The sequence below is a fragment of the Pseudomonas sp. AC239 genome, assembly GCF_979258545.1.
On record NZ_OZ409864.1, the window covers coordinates 1370878 to 1387583 of the forward strand.

Consider the following 16706-nt stretch of genomic DNA (forward strand, 5'->3'; position numbering starts at 1 on the left):
GCCCCCTAACGGGAGCAGCGGTTTTCGTCAGACTGCGTTAAGGCTTAGTAGCCCAGCGCGAAATCTTCTTCTTTCATGTCCATCAGGTTGCCAGCACCCGACAGCATAGTGGCCACGTGCGTGCGGGTACGCGGCAGGATGCGCTGGAAGTAGAAGCGCGCGGTTTGCAGCTTGGCGGTGTAGAACGCCTCGTCGGTGGTGCCGGCAGCCAGTTTTTCCGCAGCCAGACGTGCCATGTCCGCCCAGAAGTAGGCCAGGCAGGCATAACCGGAGTACATCAGGTAGTCCACGGAGGCCGCGCCGACTTCTTCGCGATCTCTCATGGCAGCCATACCAACCTTCATGGTCAGCTCGCCCCATTCCTTGTTCAGTGCAGCCAGCGGCGCGACGAATTCCTGGACGGCTTCGTTGCCTTCGTTGGTCTGGCAGAACTTGTGGACGATCTTGGTGAAGCCTTTCAGAGCTTCGCCTTGAGTCATCAGCACTTTACGGCCGAGCAGGTCGAGGGCCTGGATGCCGGTGGTGCCTTCGTACAGCATCGAAATGCGGCTGTCGCGAACGTTCTGCTCCATGCCCCACTCGGCGATGAAGCCGTGGCCGCCGTATATCTGCACGCCGTGGTTGGCGGCTTCGAAACCGACTTCGGTCATGAACGCTTTGGCGATCGGAGTCATGAACGCCAGCAGGGCGTCAGCTTTCTTCTTCTCTTCTTCATCGACGCCGTATTTGACGATGTCGACTTGCTTGGCGGTGAAGTAGACCATCGCGCGGTTGCCTTCGGCGAACGCCTTCATGGTCAACAGCATGCGGCGCACGTCAGGGTGGACGATGATCGGGTCAGCAGCTTTGTCCGGCGCTTTCGGGCCAGTCAGCGAGCGCATTTGCAGGCGATCACGAGCGTATTTCAGACCGCCCTGGAAGCCGATTTCGGCGTGAGCCAGACCTTGCAGTGCGGTACCGAGGCGAGCGGTGTTCATAAAGGTGAACATGCAGTTCAGACCTTTGTTCGCCGGGCCGATCAGGTAACCGGTGGCGCCGTCGAAGTTCATCACGCAAGTGGCGTTGCCGTGGATGCCCATCTTGTGTTCCAGCGAACCGCAGCTCACTGCGTTGCGCGCGCCAATGGTGCCATCGGCGTTTGGCAGGAACTTTGGAACGATGAACAGCGAGATGCCTTTGGTGCCAGCCGGTGCATCGGGCAGACGCGCCAGTACGATGTGGACGATGTTATCGGCCATGTCGTGTTCGCCGGCCGAGATGAAGATCTTGGTGCCGGAGACTTTGTAGGAACCGTCGGCCTGAGGCTCGGCCTTGGTGCGCAGCATGCCCAGGTCGGTGCCGCAGTGCGGTTCGGTCAGGCACATGGTGCCGGTCCATTCGCCGGAGACCAGTTTGGTCAGATAGGCTTCCTGCTGCTCAGGGGTGCCGTGCTCGGAGATGGTGTTCATCGCACCGTGCGACAGGCCTGGGTACATGCCCCACGACCAGTTGGCTTCGCCGACCATTTCGCTTACCGCCAGGCCCAGCGACTCAGGCAGACCCTGACCGCCGTGCTCAACGTCGTGGGCCAGGCTTGGCCAGCCGCCTTCGACGAATTGCTTGTACGCCTCTTTGAAGCCAGTCGGGGTTTTCACGCCGGACTCGCTCCAGGTGCAGCCTTCGATGTCGCCCACGCGGTTCAGCGGCGCCAGTACCTGCTCACAAAACTTGGCGCCTTCCTCGAGGATGGCGTCAACCATGTCCGGCGTGGCGTCTGCGCACGCTGGCAGGCTCTGATAGTGCGCTTCGTAGCCGAGCAGTTCGTCACGAACGAAGCGAATATCACGCAAGGGGGCCTTGTAGTCAGGCATAGCGATAAACCTCTGCTGATGTAACCGGGAATGAACGACCGTGTTGAGTTGTTGTGACGGTCAAACAGTTGTTTGAAACATACGTTTACGCCGAAATCTTGTCAAGCGTCGATCTTTTGCCGTTCGTCATCACGTTCTCCAAATGCCGGAAACGAGAAAACGCCGCGACTTCACGCAAGCCACGGGCGTTGTAAAAAGATTAGTTGAGCAAGAAGGACTTAAACGAAAAACGCCGCGACAAGGCGCGGCGTTTCGGGGTCTACAACAAATTCGATCAGGCGAAGGTATCGATGATCGTCCCGAGCACTTCGTCGGACGCCTTGGCCACCTTCACACCCAGCTCTGCCTGGATCTTGCCCTGCGACAGCTCGACGATATTGCTCGCCAGATCCGATTCTTGTGCGCGATCCACGCCGCGCAGGCGATTGACCTGCACTTCGGACGACTGGCTGGTCACCGAACGTTCGATAGTGTTGTTGGCGATCTGGCTGGCCGCCTGATCGACGCGGTTCTGCCCGGACTGAATCGAGCTCAACCCCGCATAAAAAGCTGTGTTGCCGGAGATTTCCATCGTCACTCTCATCCCTGCAAAGGATCAATGCTCGCCATTGAAGCAGACGCGCCAGCAAAACACCCGTCAAAAACACTAATGGCACAGTGCCTGTTCATAGCGAGAAACTTAATCGAGCAAATCCAGTTGCAGATGCTCGGCGACCGCTTCGGCGCTCAACGCCTTGAGTTTCGGCACCCGGCCCAGGCACGGCGCGGGAATACGCTCGGCCAGGGTCGCAAGGTTTTCCTCCAGCCGCGAAGTTTTCGGATCGATAATATTGGCCACCCACCCCGCCAATTGCAGGCCGTCGCGGGCAATCGCCTCGGCGGTCAGCAATGCATGACTGATGCACCCCAGCGTCACGCCCACCACCAGAATCACCGGCAGCTTCAGCGCAATCGCCAGGTCCGAGAGATTGTCCTGATCGGCCAACGGCACCCGCCAGCCGCCCGCGCCTTCGATCAGGGTGAAATCGGCGTTCATCGCCAGAATCCCGCGCATCGGCGCCAGCAGCGATTGCACCGTCAGCGCCACACCTGCTTCGCGCGCCGCCAGATGGGGAGCGATCGCTGGCTCGAACGCCACCGGATTGACCTGTTGATAAGTCAGCGGCAAGGAACATTCGGCCAGCAGCGCCAAGGCATCGGAATTACGCAAGCCCTTGGGCGTGACGTCGCACCCGGAAGCCACCGGTTTGCCCGCCGCCGTGCTCAAGCCTGCCGAGCGCGCTGCATGGAGCAATCCGGCTGCGACGGTGGTCTTGCCGACATCGGTGTCGGTACCGGTGATGAAATAGGCTGCGCTCATAGAGGTTTCTCCAACACGGCGTACACCACCTGATACGTTGCCGGCAGCCCCGACGTCTGACGGAAGCGCTCATACGCGTCGACCAGCCCGAGAATCCGCGCCCGCCCGGTCAAACCACCCGGCCGGCCAGGGTTCAGATTGTGTGCACCCAACGCTTTGAGCTCGTGAGTCAGGCTGCGCACATCCGGGTAATGCAACACGTGCGGCAGATTTTCCAGACTCACTGCGCGCATGCCACTTCCGCCACATAACTGTTCATAGCGGGCGAACTCGCGGAAGCGATTGACGTGCACCAGCCCGTCGACCTGCTGCCAACTCTCACGCAACTCGAACAGCGTCCCTGTACACAGACTAGCAAAGGCAAAAATCCCGCCCGGTTTAAGCACGCGAAAAGCTTCGCTGAGCACCGTTTCGAAGTCGGCGCACCACTGCACCGCCAGGCTGGAGAAAATCAAATCGAAGCTAGCGTCCTGCAACGGCAGCCTTTCGGCATCGCCGGCAATGAAATGCTCAGCGCCACCCAGCGGCCGTGCGTGATTGAGCATGCCCTCGGCAATGTCCAGCGCAAAACCGCTGCTCTGGGTGAAACGCGAGGCCAGCGCGCGGGTGAAATAGCCAGTGCCGCAACCGAGATCGAGCCAACGCGACGGCGTGAAACTCGCAGGCAAGCGCTCAAGCAACTGCGTGCCGACGTCACGCTGAAACTCGGCGACGCTGTCGTAACTGGCCGCCGCGCGGGAAAAAGACGCCGCCACCTGGCGCTTGTCAGGCAAGCCCCCAGGCAGCACGAGGGACAGATCAGTCATCAGCGCACTCATGTAGAAACGCCTGGATCGCGCCCGCGACTCCGTGCGGGTCTTCCAGCAGAAAAGCATGGCTGGCCTGTTCGATCAGACCAATTTCGATATCCGGCAATAGCGCGAACAATGCGCCGGCCGCTTCCGCCGGGACCAGCGCGTCCTGCCCGCCGAACAGATGAAACTGTGGGCCGCGAAACCCCTGCAGCGCCTGTCGCGTATCCAGCTGCGCGAGTAGCTCCAGACCTGCCATCAGCGCGGCCGGCGCGATGGCTGGCGCGCCACCGAGCAGCAAGCGCGACAAGCCACGCGGGTCTGGCGAACCTTGCGCACATAACAAAGCAAAACGCTTGAGCGTCGTACGCGGATCGGCCTGGCAACCGGCAAGAAATGCATCAAAGGTCTCGGCAGGCATCGCATCCGGCCACTGCTCATGCGCAACAAACGCCGGATTGCTCGCCAGCGTCAGCACCCCGCAGCACGCCTCGCCGCGTCGTGCCGCCAACTCAGAGGCGAGCATGCCGCCCAGCGACCAGCCACCGAGCCAGACTTCCTGCGGAATGCGCGCATCGAGTTCGTCGAGCCAGTCTTCAAGGTCAGCGGAGTCCAGCTCCGGCAGCGGTTCAATCTCGACTTGCAGATGTTCGTCGAGGCCACGTAATGCTGCGGCCAGCGGTTCCAGCGGCGACACGCCGAGGCCCCAGCCGGGCAACAGGATCAGACGATTACGCATGGCTTGGCTCCAACGACAATCGGGCGAAACAATCCGCCAGCCCTTCCAGTAACTGTTGCACCTGCGCCTCGCTGTGGGCGGCGGTCAGCGTGACGCGCAGTCGCGCGCTGCCGGCCGGCACGGTCGGAGGGCGAATCGCAGTGACCATCAGCCCGCGCTCGCGCAGCATCTGCGACAACCGCACGGCGCGCCCGGCATCGCCGATCATGATCGGCTGGATCGGCGTGAAGCTGTCCAACAGTTCCAGCCCGATCTGCTCGGCGCCGTGGCGGAACTGGCGAATCAGCGTCTGCAAGTGTTCACGGCGCCAGTGTTCACTGCGCAGCAGTTCGAGGCTTTTCAGCGTCGCGCAGGCCAGCGCCGGCGGTTGGCTGGTGGTGTAGATGTACGGCCGGGCGAACTGGATCAGGCTTTCGATCAACTCTTCGCTGCCGGCGACAAAGGCCCCGGCGGTGCCGAAGGCTTTGCCGAGGGTGCCGACCAGCACCGGCACATCGTCCTGGCTCAGGCCGAAATGCTCGACGATGCCGCCACCGTTGGCGCCCAGCGGGCCGAAGCCGTGGGCATCGTCGACCATCAGCCACGCGCCTTTGGCCTTGGCCGCGCGGGCCAGCGCCGGCAGGTCGGCGATGTCGCCGTCCATGCTGAATACGCCATCGGTCACCACCAGTGTGTTGCCAGTGGCTTTCTCCAGGCGCTTGGCCAGACTCTCGGCGTCGTTGTGCAGATAGCGATTGAAACGCGCACCGGACAACAGGCCTGCGTCCAGCAAAGAAGCGTGATTGAGCCGGTCTTCCAGAACTGTATCGCCCTGCCCGACCAGCGCGGTGACCGCGCCGAGGTTGGCCATGTAGCCGGTGGTAAACAGCAGCGCACGCGGCCGGCCGGTCAGTTCGGCGAGGGCTTCTTCCAGCGCGTGATGCGGGCTGCTGTGGCCGATCACCAGATGCGACGCGCCACCGCCGACACCCCAGCGCTCGGCACCGGTGCGCCAGGCTTCGATCACCTGAGGATGATTGGCCAGGCCCAGATAGTCGTTGTTGCAGAAAGCGAGCAGCGGTTGGCCGTCGACAACCACTTGCGGGCCTTGCGGCGATTCGAGCAGCGGCCGGTGGCGGTAGAGGTTGTCGGCACGGCGGGCAGCAAGGCGTGCGGCGAGATCGAAAGACATGCAGGCCTCGATTTTCAAATGACACATATCCCCTGTGGGAGCGAGCCTGCTCGCGAATGGGCGTCACATCCAATATGGATGTTGGCGGCCCAACCGCCTTCGCGAGCAGGCTCGCTCCCACAGGGGTTTTGCATTCCTTCAGAACAATCCGCGCGGGTTTTTACACCGCAGCGTTGTAGAACTGCTCGCTGCTCTTCTGCTCCACCAGTGCCTGCTCGATCGCAGCCTGATGAACCTCATCGGAATGCTCTTCACGGGCCTCCGGCTGGATACCGAGGCGCGCAAACAGCTGCATGTCCTTGTCCGCCTGCGGGTTGGCGGTGGTGAGCAATTTGTCGCCGTAGAAAATCGAGTTGGCGCCGGCGAAAAATGCCAAGGCCTGCATCTGCTCGTTCATCGCTTCGCGACCGGCGGACAGACGTACGTGAGATTGCGGCATGAGGATGCGCGCCACGGCGAGCATGCGGATGAAGTCGAACGGGTCGATGTCTTCGGCGTTTTCCAGCGGCGTGCCAGCGACTTTCACCAGCATGTTGATCGGCACCGACTCCGGGTGCTCCGGCAGGTTGGCCAACTGGATCAGCAGATTGGCGCGATCGTCCAGCGATTCGCCCATGCCGAGAATGCCGCCGGAGCAGATTTTCATCCCCGACTCACGCACGTAGGCCAGCGTCTGCAGACGCTCGCTGTAAGTGCGGGTGGTGATGATGCTGCCGTAGAACTCCGGCGAGGTGTCGAGGTTGTGGTTGTAGTAATCGAGACCGGCCTTGGCCAGCGCTTCGGTCTGCTCCTGATCGAGACGACCGAGGGTCATGCAGGTTTCCAGGCCCAGGGCTTTCACCCCTTCAACCATCTTCAACACATACGGCATGTCCTTGGCCGACGGATGTTTCCACGCCGCGCCCATGCAGAACCGCGTCGAACCGATGGCTTTGGCGCGGGCCGCCTCTTCGAGGACCTTCTGCACTTCCATCAGTTTTTCTTTTTCCAGGCCGGTGTTGTAGTGCCCGGACTGTGGGCAGTACTTGCAGTCTTCGGGACAGGCGCCGGTCTTGATCGACAGCAGTGTCGAGACCTGCACGCGGTTGGCGTTGAAATGTGCGCGGTGCACCGTTTGCGCCTGGAATAGCAAGTCGTTGAATGGCTGTACGAAGAGTGCTTTGACTTCGGCCAGAGACCAATCGTGACGCAGGGTGGCGGTGGTGCTCGCGCTCATGGGCAATTCCTTGGTTATGCTTGGCGGGCGCCGGGGAAAATGGAATATCCACAGGCGCTACACGGATGTTCGGCATATTTAAGGAAGAGCGATGCGCTGTCAACCGCAATACCAGGGACAGGTTTACATCTGTTTAAAAAACGTACAGACCTGTTTGCTGTGCGATGAGCCCGCAGAAGCACAAATGCCAATGTGCGAGGCCTGCGAAACCGAATTGCCCTGGCTCGGCAGCCATTGTCAGAGCTGCGCTTTGCCACTGGCGGCGGATGGCCTGGCTTGCGGCGAGTGCCTGCTAGAGCCTCCGGCCTTCGAGCAGGTCGCCGTGCCGTGGATTTATGGTTTCCCGGTGGACAGCCTGATTACACGCTTTAAACACAACGCGAAATGGCCGTTTGGTCACCTGCTCGCCGACGTTCTCGGCCAATACCTGCAGCATCGCTTCGCCGAAGACTTGCCGCGCCCCGATGTGCTGCTGCCGGTGCCGTTGGCGAATAAACGCCTGCGTCGGCGCGGATTCAATCAGGCAGGGATGCTCGCGCGCTGGTTGAGTGTGTCGCTGGATTTGCCCTGTGAAGAACAGCTTCTAAGGCGAGTCATGGACACCGATGCCCAACAGGATCTCGACGCCAAGGCGCGCAAACGCAACTTGCGCAATGCCTTTGCGCTGGCGCCTGATGCAGAGGTAAGCGGCCGCCATTTCGCGCTGGTGGATGATGTTCTGACCACGGGCGCGACCGCTCAGGCGCTGGCGCGGTTGCTGATGAATGCAGGTGCGGCGCGGGTTGATGTGTACTGCCTGGCTCGTACGCCGAAGCCCGGTACCTGAAGCGAATACATATCTCATGTGGGAGCGAGCCTGCTCGCGAATGGGCATCACATTCAACAAAGATGTTGTTGCTCAAACCGCTTTCGCGAGCAGGCTCGCTCCCACAGGGGTTCGGCGTAAGGCTTGACTCGCGCGTTGCAAGTGGCCAACGTCCTTCTCATCGCCCGAGCCAGAAGCGTTCTGCCATGTCCCTGCCCACCCTGCTCTCCCAGCACATCGTTCGCCGTCCGCAGCGCATTGCCCTGCTGCAACACATCGCCGAGCAGGGTTCGATCACTCGTGCGGCGAAGAGCGCGGGGCTCAGTTACAAAGCGGCGTGGGATGCGATCGATGAGCTGAACAACCTGGCGCAGAAACCCTTGGTCGAGCGCGTGGTGGGCGGCAAGGGTGGCGGCGGCGCCAGACTGTCCAGCGAGGGCGAGCGGGTGCTGCGCCTGTATCAGAAATTGCAGGCGCTGCAGGCGCAGGTGCTGGAAGCGGCGGAGGACGCCAGCGACCTCGACCTGCTCGGTCGGCTGATGCTCAGGACCAGCGCGCGCAACCAACTGCATGGCACGGTTGCGGCGATTCAGGCGCAAGGGCGCAACGATCTGATCCGCCTCGAACTCGCCGAGGGCATTGCTCTGGAGGCACAGATCACCCACGACAGCACCGTGCATCTGGAATTGCAGATCGGTACCGAAGTGATGGCGCTGATCAAGGCCGGCTGGCTTGAACTGCTCGGCGCCGATCAGCCGGCCACGCCCGGACACAATGTCCTGCGCGGCACTATCGAAGCGATTCTTGATGCCGAGGACGGCCCCAGCGAAGTGCGTATTTCCCTGCCTAACGGCCACACCCTCTGCGCCTTGGCCGAACCGCTGCACTTGCGCCGCCAGCAACTCGCCGTGGGGTCTGCGGTGCAAGTGCAATGCGCGCCCTCCAACGTGCTGATCGGCACGCCGCTCTGATCGGCCCTTGCCACAAAAGCGTCATCGACCCGCATTAAGGTGTTGCCCATAACCAAGCAGGGAGCCTGATGTGAGCCTATTAGAAGAAAACCAATCCACTGATCTGGAAAAAATGGTCGGCCTCAGCCGTCGCGGTTTCATCAGCGCCGGTGCCTTGTGCGGCGCGGCGATGTTCCTCGGCGGCAACCTGCTGAGCCGCAGCGTCATGGCCGCCAGCGTCAGCGCCGGCAACAGCCGCCTGCTCGGTTTCGAGAGCATCCCGGCGGCGACCACCGACGCCATCACCCTGCCCAAGGGCTACAAGTCTTCGGTGCTGATCAGTTGGGGCCAGCCGCTGCACAAGAACGGCCCGGCCTTCGATCCGAGCGGTAACGGCACCGCTGCCGCACAGGAAGTGCAGTTCGGCGACAACAACGACGGCATGAGCCTGTTCGCCTTCCCGGACGACAAGAACCGCGCGCTGATGGCGATCAACAACGAATACACCAACTATCGCTATCTATATCCGCATGGCGGCATGCCGCAGTCGGCTGAAGACGTGCGCAAGGCATTGGCCTGCGAAGGCGTGTCGGTGATCGAAGTGCAGCGCAAGAACGGCCAGTGGCAATTCGTCCAAGGCTCGCGCTACAACCGTCGGATTCACGGTAACTCGCCGCTGCGCATCAGCGGTCCGGCCCGCGGCCACGATCTGATGAAAACCGCCGCTGACAAGCACGGCAAAAAAGTCCTCGGCACGTTCCAGAACTGCGCCAACGGCAAGACGCCGTGGGGCACTTATCTGACCTGCGAAGAAAACTTCACCGACTGCTTCGGCAGCAGCAACGCCCAGCAGCAGTTCGATGCCGCGCAAAAGCGCTACGGCGTTGTCGCCAGCAGCAAAGACATCAACTGGCACCCGCACGACCCGCGCTTCGACATGGCCAAGAACCCCAACGAGCTCAACCGTCACGGCTGGGTGGTCGAGATCGATCCGTTCGATCCGCAATCGACTCCGGTCAAACGCACCGCGCTGGGCCGCTTCAAGCATGAAAACGCCGCACTGGCCGAGACCGACGATGGTCGCGCTGTGGTGTACATGGGCGACGACGAACGCGGTGAGTTCATCTACAAATTCGTCAGCCGCGACCGCATCAACCATCGCAATCAGAAAGCCAACCGCGACATCCTCGATCACGGCACTTTGTATGTAGCCAAATTCGATGCCGGCGACGGCAACCCTGATCACCCGAAAGGCCAGGGCCAGTGGATCGAACTGACCCACGGCAAGAACGGCATCGACGCCAGCAGCGGATTTGCCGATCAGGCTGAAGTGCTGATCCACGCGCGCCTTGCCGCCAGCGTGGTTGGCGCAACACGCATGGACCGCCCGGAGTGGATCGTCGTCAGCCCCAAGGACGGCCAGGTTTATTGCACCCTGACCAACAACGCCAAGCGCGGTGAAGACGGGCAACCGGTGGGCGGTCCAAACCCGCGCGAGAAGAACGTTTACGGGCAGATTCTGCGCTGGCGCACCGACCGCAACGATCACGCTTCGAAGACGTTTGCCTGGGATCTGTTCGTGGTCGCGGGCAATCCGAGCGTACATGCCGGGACGCCGAAGGGTGGCTCATCGAACATCACGCCGCAGAACATGTTCAACAGCCCCGACGGTCTGGGTTTCGACAAGGCCGGGCGCCTGTGGATTCTCACCGATGGTGACTCGAGCAACGCTGGCGACTTCGCCGGGATGGGCAACAACCAGATGCTCTGCGCCGATCCTGCGACCGGTGAGATTCGCCGTTTCATGGTCGGGCCGGTGGGTTGCGAAGTGACCGGGATCAGCTTCTCGCCGGATCAGAAAACCCTGTTTGTCGGGATTCAGCATCCGGGCGAAAACGGCGGTTCGACCTTCCCCGAGCACCTGCCCAACGGCAAGCCGCGGTCGTCGGTGATGGCGATTACTCGCGAGGATGGTGGAATCGTCGGCGCCTGATAATCCGCTTTCGCGAGCAGGCTCGCTCCCACATTTGATCGCCTGTGTGAATGAGATCAGCACACTGCAGATCCATTGTGGGAGGGGGCTTGCTCCCGAAGAGGCCCTTACAGGCAACCCGTTTCCAAGGCAAAACCCTCAACCGCTACAGTCTGCGCTACCATGCCGAGCCGGACGCAGCAGCCTGCTGCGCGCAGGAGTCAGCATGGCCCACCCGTTTGAAACCCTCACCCCCGATCTCGTCCTGGATGCTGTTGAAAGCATCGGTTTCCTCAGCGACGCGCGCATTCTGGCGCTCAACAGCTACGAAAACCGTGTGTATCAGGTCGGTATCGAAGACTCCGAGCCGCTGATTGCCAAGTTCTATCGTCCGCAGCGCTGGACCAACGAGGCCATTCTCGAAGAGCACCAGTTCACCTTCGAACTGGCCGACATCGACATCCCGGTGGTAGCGCCGCTGATCCACAACGGCGAAACCCTGCATGAGCACGCCGGTTTTCGCTTCACCCTGTTCCCGCGCCGGGGCGGGCGCGCGCCGGAGCCGGGCAATCTTGATCAACTGTATCGCCTCGGCCAGTTGCTCGGGCGCATGCATGCGGTGGGCGGCACCAAGCCGTTCGAGCACCGCGAAGCCCTCGCCGTGCAGAACTTCGGCCATGCCTCGCTGAACACTTTGCTCGAAGGCAACTTCATTCCCAAGAGCCTGCTGCCAGCTTACGAGTCGGTTGCCCGCGACCTGCTCAAACGCGTCGAAGATGTCTACGCCGCCACGCCGCACCAGAACATCCGCATGCACGGCGACTGCCACCCCGGCAACATGATGTGCCGCGACGAGATGTTCCACATCGTCGACCTCGACGACTGCCGCATGGGCCCGGCGGTGCAGGACATCTGGATGATGCTCGCCGGCGATCGCCAGGAGTGTCTGGGGCAGTTGTCAGAGTTGATGGACGGCTATAACGAATTCCACGATTTCGACCCGCGTGAGCTGGCGCTGATCGAACCGCTGCGCGCCCTGCGCCTGATGCATTACAGCGCCTGGCTGGCAAGGCGCTGGGACGACCCGGCGTTCCCGCACAGCTTTCCGTGGTTCGGCACCGAGCGTTACTGGGGCGATCAGGTGCTGGCGTTACGTGAGCAACTGGCGGCACTGAATGAAGAACCGCTGAAACTGTTCTGATTCTACGCTTGGTTAATGTGGGAGGGGGCTTGCTCCCGAAAGCGGATTGGCATTCAACATTGATGTTGGCTGATACACCGCCTTCGGGAGCAAGCCCCCTCCCACATTCGGTGTTCACAATTCCATGAACATTGGTCTGCGACATTCGCAGACAAATCTCCTTACAATCCCTCCTTTGTCAGCTGCCTGAGCAAGGATTCTGCATGCAAGCCGCCAACCCGCGTCGCGGGTACATTCTGGGCCTGAGCGCCTACATCATCTGGGGCCTGTTCCCGATCTATTTCAAAGCCATCGCCGAAGTCCCGGCCGTCGAGATCATCATCCATCGGGTGCTGTGGTCGGCGCTGTTCGGTGCGTTGCTGCTGATGGTGTGGAAACACCCGGGCTGGCTGCGCGAGTTGCTCGACAATCCCAAGCGCCTGGCGATTCTTGCCTTGAGCGGCACGCTGATCGCGGCCAACTGGCTGACCTACGTGTGGTCGGTGAACAACGGCCGCATGCTCGAGGCAAGTCTGGGTTACTACATCAATCCGCTGGTCAACGTGCTGTTGGGCATGGTGATCCTTGGCGAGCGGCTGCGGCGCATGCAGTGGGTTGCGGTCGGTCTCGCGGCCATCGGCGTAGCGCAGCAGGTGTGGCAGGTCGGCAGTCTGCCGTGGGTGTCGCTGGCGCTGGCGCTGACCTTCGGTTTCTATGGTCTGATCCGCAAGCAGGCGCCGGTCAAGGCGCTGCCGGGGCTGGTGGTGGAAACCTGGATGCTGGTGCCGATCGCGATTGCGTGGTTGCTGTTCAATCAGACTGCGACGAGTGTGCAGCCGGCCTTCTGGACCACCTCCGAAGCCTGGTGGCTGGTGGCTGCCGGGCCGGTGACGCTGGTGCCGCTGGTGTGTTTCAACGCCGCCACCCGCCATCTGCCCTACACCACCATCGGCTTCCTGCAATACATCGCGCCGACGCTGGTGTTGCTGCAAGCCGTGCTGCTGTTTGGTGAGCATTTGTCGTCCAGCACGCTGGTAGCGTTCATGTTTATCTGGGCCGGTCTGGCGGTCTATAGCATTGATGCGTGGATAAGTTTGCGCCGGCGCGCCTGATCAAAAAACGCACAAACCTCTGCAGGCCACGGTTCTCGTGGCCTGCATCGTTCCTTCCCAAGCTTATCCACAGCGTGATCCCCGCCGTTTGTGCGCAAGTCACTGAATGTTGGCGGTTTTTTGATCAACCGGCGCAAAGCCACGGCCGGCGTGGCGTGGCGGCCCGTCTCTACAGGTTATCCACAGGCAGGTGCACGTTAAACCTGAATAACCCTGTTTGCGCTTAAACCTCTGTGCGCAACACCAGCTCGACCATCAGATCATCGGCCAGGGTTTCCAGGCGCGCCTGCAGAACGTCGAGCGACAAGGTCAGCGGCACCGCCAGAATCGCCTCGGCGTGAAACAGCGGCTCGCTGCTCATTGGCGCCGGGCGCACTTCAGTTACCAGTCGCTCAAGGTTTACGCCCTGCTCGCTCAACAGCCGAGTGATATCGCGGACAATACCCGGTCGGTCATTGCCGACCAGTTCCATGGCGATCGGTTTCCACGTGCAGGACTGCTCGACGCCGCTTTCGGCAATCAATACGCGGATGCCATGGGCCGTGAGTGCTTGCAGGGCATCGACCAGTTCATCGTAAGCCTCCGCCGGCACGCCCACGCGCAGAATCCCGGCGAACTGCCCGGCCATGCGTGACATGCGGCTTTCCAGCCAGTTGCCGCCGTGCTCGGCAATGCATTGGGCGATGCGCTCGACCTGCCCGGGCTTGTCCGGGGCAAAAACGGTGAGTACGAGATGATCCATGGCGCAGCCCTCTTGTCATGACTTTTGTTATCGAAGGGCAAGTATAGGCAAGCGGCTTGATTCAGCCTGACCCAGTGCTGGCAGATGATGACCTGTGGCGAGGGGATTTATCCCCGTCCGGCTGCGCAGCAGTCGTGAGTCCTGCCAACTGGGTCTGCCAGCCGGACCGCAGGGGGCGGCTTCGCCACCCAACGGGGATAAATCCCCTCGCCACAGATTCGCTCATCGCAAAGGTGGAGACGCCAAACTGCGCCATAGCAGCCAAACAGCATTTATGTGTACAACTTTCGATATTTAGCTGGAACAATCCAATGCTTTTTTGAGAACATCCCGTTCCGCGACGTGACCGCAATGCGTCATGAGGTCGCAGAACGACGTAATTAGTCTGATTTTCACAAGCGCAACTCATCATGTAGTATGCCGCAGCGCGCACTACATAACGCTGGATCGATGTCTGCCCAAGGCCCTTCGCAACCCTGAAAGCCCCGTCAGCAAGGCCTCCAAGCCGTTGATTGGTCCTAGCCCAGCCGCCAGCAATGGCATGTACTGGTCCGCAGGTTTGTGGTTTAAATGGCCGGAAGCTTCATTGTTAAATTGACGAGCTGAAAAGCGAAATAGCTGAGCAGAGTGAGGCAAGCAATGACTGAACACGTTCAAGTCGGTGGCCTGCAGGTCGCCAAAGTCCTGTTCGACTTCGTGAACAACGAAGCCATTCCCGGTACCGGCCTCACCGCCGAACAATTCTGGGAAGGTGCCGACAAGGTCATTCACGACCTGGCGCCGAAGAACAAAGCCCTACTCGCCAAACGCGATGACTTCCAGGCGCGCATCGATGCCTGGCATCAGCAGCATGCCGGCCAGGCCCACGATGCCGTGGCCTACAAAGCTTTCCTGCAAGAGATCGGTTATCTGCTGCCAGAAGCGGCTGATTTCCAGGCGACGACACAAAACGTCGACGATGAAATCGCCCGCACCGCCGGCCCGCAACTGGTCGTTCCGGTGATGAACGCGCGCTTCGCGCTCAATGCTTCGAACGCCCGCTGGGGTTCGCTGTACGACGCTCTCTACGGCACCGACGCGATCAGCGAAGAGGGCGGCGCGGAAAAAGGCAAAGGCTACAACAAGGTGCGTGGTGACAAAGTCATCGCCTTCGCCCGTGCTTTCCTCGACGAAGCCGCGCCACTGGCAGCGGGCTCCCACGTCGACTCGACCGGCTACAAGATCGCTGACGGCAAACTGGTCGTGACGCTCAAGGGCGGCAGCAACAGTGGCCTTCGCGATGACGCCCAGTTGATCGGCTTCCAGGGCGACGCCAACGCACCGATCGCGGTGCTGCTCAAGCACAACGGCCTGCACTTCGAAATCCAGATCGACGCCAGCACCCCGGTCGGCCAGACCGACGCCGCCGGCGTCAAAGACATTCTCATGGAAGCGGCGCTGACCACGATCATGGACTGCGAAGACTCCGTGGCCGCCGTCGATGCCGACGACAAAGTGGTGATCTACCGCAACTGGCTCGGCCTGATGAAGGGCGACCTGGCGGAATCCGTGTCCAAGGGCGGCCAGACCTTCACCCGCACCATGAACCCGGATCGCACCTACACCGCGCCCAATGGCGGTGAAGTGACTCTGCACGGCCGTTCGCTGTTGTTCGTGCGCAACGTCGGCCATCTGATGACCATCGATGCGATCCTCGACAGCCAAGGCAACGAAGTGCCGGAAGGCATCCTCGACGGTCTGGTCACGTGCCTGGCGGCGATGCACAACCTCAACGGCAATACGTCGCGCCGCAACACCCGCACCGGTTCGGTGTACATCGTCAAACCGAAGATGCACGGCCCGGAAGAAGCGGCGTTCACCAACGAGCTGTTCGGGCGCATCGAAGACGTCCTGCGCCTGCCGCGCAACACCCTGAAAGTCGGGATCATGGACGAGGAGCGCCGCACCACGGTCAACCTCAAGGCCTGCATCAAGGCGGCCAGCGAGCGTGTGGTGTTCATCAACACCGGTTTCCTCGACCGCACCGGCGACGAAATCCACACCTCCATGGAAGCCGGCCCGGTAGTGCGCAAGGCTGACATGAAGGCCGAGAAGTGGATCGGTGCCTACGAAAACTGGAACGTCGATATCGGTCTGAGCACCGGCCTGCAGGGTCGTGCGCAAATCGGCAAAGGCATGTGGGCGATGCCGGATCTGATGGCCGCGATGCTCGAGCAGAAAATCGCTCACCCACTGGCCGGCGCCAACACCGCGTGGGTACCGTCGCCAACCGCGGCTGCGCTGCACGCGTTGCACTACCACAAGGTTGATGTGTTTGCGCGTCAGGCTGAGCTGGCCAAACGTGCACGCGCCTCGGTGGACGACATCCTGACCATCCCGCTGGCGGTCAACCCGAGCTGGACACCAGAGCAGATCAAGAACGAACTGGACAACAACGCCCAGGGCATTCTCGGTTACGTGGTGCGCTGGATCGACCAGGGTGTCGGTTGCTCGAAAGTGCCGGACATCAATGACGTCGGCCTGATGGAAGACCGTGCGACGCTGCGTATCTCCAGCCAGCACATCGCCAACTGGCTGCGCCACGGGATCGTCACCGAGGAACAAGTGATGGAAAGCCTCAAGCGCATGGCGCCGGTGGTCGACCGCCAGAACGCCAACGACCCGCTGTATCGCCCGCTGGCACCGGACTTCGACAGCAACATCGCCTTCCAGGCGGCGGTCGAACTGGTGATCGAAGGCACCAAGCAACCGAACGGCTACACCGAGCCGGTGCTGCACCGTCGTCGTCGTGAGTTCAAGGCCAAGAATGGTCTTTGAC

Annotated in this window: 14 protein-coding genes; 6 read left to right on the top strand and 8 right to left on the bottom strand. The window is 61.4% G+C overall.

Annotated features, from left to right (window positions below):
* Window positions 1-44: 44 nt before the first annotated feature.
* The 7 genes from ACZ0AZ_RS06375 to bioB all read right to left on the bottom strand — a co-directional run bounded on the left by ACZ0AZ_RS06375 (window position 45) and on the right by bioB (window position 7127).
* Window positions 45-1850, bottom strand: a complete 1806-nt coding sequence (locus ACZ0AZ_RS06375) for a phenylacyl-CoA dehydrogenase (RefSeq protein ID WP_463537095.1) — start codon at window positions 1848-1850, stop codon at window positions 45-47.
* Between the two features lie 274 nt (window positions 1851-2124).
* Window positions 2125-2421 (bottom strand): hypothetical protein, encoded by a 297-nt coding sequence (locus tag ACZ0AZ_RS06380; protein WP_016772865.1) that lies wholly within the window; start codon window positions 2419-2421, stop codon window positions 2125-2127.
* A gap of 108 nt (window positions 2422-2529) precedes the next feature.
* Window positions 2530-3210, bottom strand: a complete 681-nt coding sequence (bioD, locus tag ACZ0AZ_RS06385) for a dethiobiotin synthase (RefSeq protein WP_463537096.1) — start codon at window positions 3208-3210, stop codon at window positions 2530-2532.
* On the bottom strand, window positions 3207-4016 hold the full coding sequence (gene bioC, locus ACZ0AZ_RS06390) for a malonyl-ACP O-methyltransferase BioC (RefSeq protein WP_415761235.1): 810 nt from the start codon (window positions 4014-4016) through the stop codon (window positions 3207-3209). Before bioC ends, bioD begins: the two co-directional genes overlap by 4 nt.
* Entirely contained in the window at window positions 4009-4740 is a 732-nt protein-coding gene (locus ACZ0AZ_RS06395) for an alpha/beta fold hydrolase (RefSeq protein ID WP_129997744.1), read from the bottom strand. Before ACZ0AZ_RS06395 ends, bioC begins: the two co-directional genes overlap by 8 nt.
* The gene (gene bioF / locus ACZ0AZ_RS06400; RefSeq protein ID WP_463537097.1) at window positions 4733-5911 is read right to left on the bottom strand and encodes an 8-amino-7-oxononanoate synthase; all 1179 of its coding nucleotides are present in this window, start codon (window positions 5909-5911) and stop codon (window positions 4733-4735) included. The genes ACZ0AZ_RS06395 and bioF overlap by 8 nt, the downstream gene beginning before the upstream one ends.
* A gap of 160 nt (window positions 5912-6071) precedes the next feature.
* On the bottom strand, window positions 6072-7127 hold the full coding sequence (gene bioB, locus ACZ0AZ_RS06405) for a biotin synthase BioB (protein ID WP_016772860.1): 1056 nt from the start codon (window positions 7125-7127) through the stop codon (window positions 6072-6074).
* Window positions 7128-7218: 91 nt separating this feature from the next.
* Here bioB and ACZ0AZ_RS06410 point away from each other — a divergent pair, with 91 nt between their 5' ends.
* From ACZ0AZ_RS06410 to rarD, 5 genes are all read left to right on the top strand, one after another.
* On the top strand, window positions 7219-7953 hold the full coding sequence (locus tag ACZ0AZ_RS06410; protein ID WP_129997747.1) for a ComF family protein: 735 nt from the start codon (window positions 7219-7221) through the stop codon (window positions 7951-7953).
* A gap of 185 nt (window positions 7954-8138) precedes the next feature.
* Window positions 8139-8903, top strand: a complete 765-nt coding sequence (locus ACZ0AZ_RS06415) for a TOBE domain-containing protein (RefSeq protein WP_039757663.1) — start codon at window positions 8139-8141, stop codon at window positions 8901-8903.
* A gap of 70 nt (window positions 8904-8973) precedes the next feature.
* The gene (locus ACZ0AZ_RS06420; RefSeq protein ID WP_463537098.1) at window positions 8974-10875 is read left to right on the top strand and encodes a PhoX family protein; all 1902 of its coding nucleotides are present in this window, start codon (window positions 8974-8976) and stop codon (window positions 10873-10875) included.
* A gap of 205 nt (window positions 10876-11080) precedes the next feature.
* Window positions 11081-12055, top strand: a complete 975-nt coding sequence (locus ACZ0AZ_RS06425) for a serine/threonine protein kinase (protein WP_039757662.1) — start codon at window positions 11081-11083, stop codon at window positions 12053-12055.
* A 203-nt stretch (window positions 12056-12258) separates the two neighbouring features.
* Window positions 12259-13146, top strand: a complete 888-nt coding sequence (rarD, locus tag ACZ0AZ_RS06430; RefSeq protein ID WP_122751572.1) for an EamA family transporter RarD — start codon at window positions 12259-12261, stop codon at window positions 13144-13146.
* A 223-nt stretch (window positions 13147-13369) separates the two neighbouring features.
* On the opposite strand, the gene ACZ0AZ_RS06435 is transcribed toward rarD, so the two are convergent.
* Window positions 13370-13888, bottom strand: coding sequence for a glycine cleavage system transcriptional repressor (locus tag ACZ0AZ_RS06435; RefSeq protein ID WP_039757659.1), 519 nt, complete (start codon window positions 13886-13888; stop codon window positions 13370-13372).
* A 639-nt stretch (window positions 13889-14527) separates the two neighbouring features.
* Between ACZ0AZ_RS06435 and ACZ0AZ_RS06440 the strand changes: the two genes are divergently transcribed.
* Window positions 14528-16705 (top strand): malate synthase G, encoded by a 2178-nt coding sequence (locus tag ACZ0AZ_RS06440; protein ID WP_039757658.1) that lies wholly within the window; start codon window positions 14528-14530, stop codon window positions 16703-16705.
* The last annotated feature ends 1 nt before the right edge of the window (window position 16706 follow it).

Bases quoted from the DNA above. Each gene is read 5' to 3' on its own strand.
- ACZ0AZ_RS06425 (WP_039757662.1), top strand. From the start codon at position 11,081: ATGGCCCACCCGTTTGAAACCCTCACCCCCGATCTCGTCCTGGATGCT.
- rarD (WP_122751572.1), top strand. From the start codon at position 12,259: ATGCAAGCCGCCAACCCGCGTCGCGGGTACATTCTGGGCCTGAGCGCC.
- ACZ0AZ_RS06440 (WP_039757658.1), top strand. From the start codon at position 14,528: ATGACTGAACACGTTCAAGTCGGTGGCCTGCAGGTCGCCAAAGTCCTG.
- ACZ0AZ_RS06395 (WP_129997744.1), bottom strand. From the start codon at position 4,740: ATGCGTAATCGTCTGATCCTGTTGCCCGGCTGGGGCCTCGGCGTGTCG.
- ACZ0AZ_RS06415 (WP_039757663.1), top strand. From the start codon at position 8,139: ATGTCCCTGCCCACCCTGCTCTCCCAGCACATCGTTCGCCGTCCGCAG.
- bioF (WP_463537097.1), bottom strand. From the start codon at position 5,911: ATGTCTTTCGATCTCGCCGCACGCCTTGCTGCCCGCCGTGCCGACAAC.
- bioD (WP_463537096.1), bottom strand. From the start codon at position 3,210: ATGAGCGCAGCCTATTTCATCACCGGTACCGACACCGATGTCGGCAAG.
- ACZ0AZ_RS06410 (WP_129997747.1), top strand. From the start codon at position 7,219: ATGCGCTGTCAACCGCAATACCAGGGACAGGTTTACATCTGTTTAAAA.
- bioC (WP_415761235.1), bottom strand. From the start codon at position 4,016: ATGACTGATCTGTCCCTCGTGCTGCCTGGGGGCTTGCCTGACAAGCGC.
- ACZ0AZ_RS06435 (WP_039757659.1), bottom strand. From the start codon at position 13,888: ATGGATCATCTCGTACTCACCGTTTTTGCCCCGGACAAGCCCGGGCAG.
- bioB (WP_016772860.1), bottom strand. From the start codon at position 7,127: ATGAGCGCGAGCACCACCGCCACCCTGCGTCACGATTGGTCTCTGGCC.
- ACZ0AZ_RS06380 (WP_016772865.1), bottom strand. From the start codon at position 2,421: ATGGAAATCTCCGGCAACACAGCTTTTTATGCGGGGTTGAGCTCGATT.
- ACZ0AZ_RS06375 (WP_463537095.1), bottom strand. From the start codon at position 1,850: ATGCCTGACTACAAGGCCCCCTTGCGTGATATTCGCTTCGTTCGTGAC.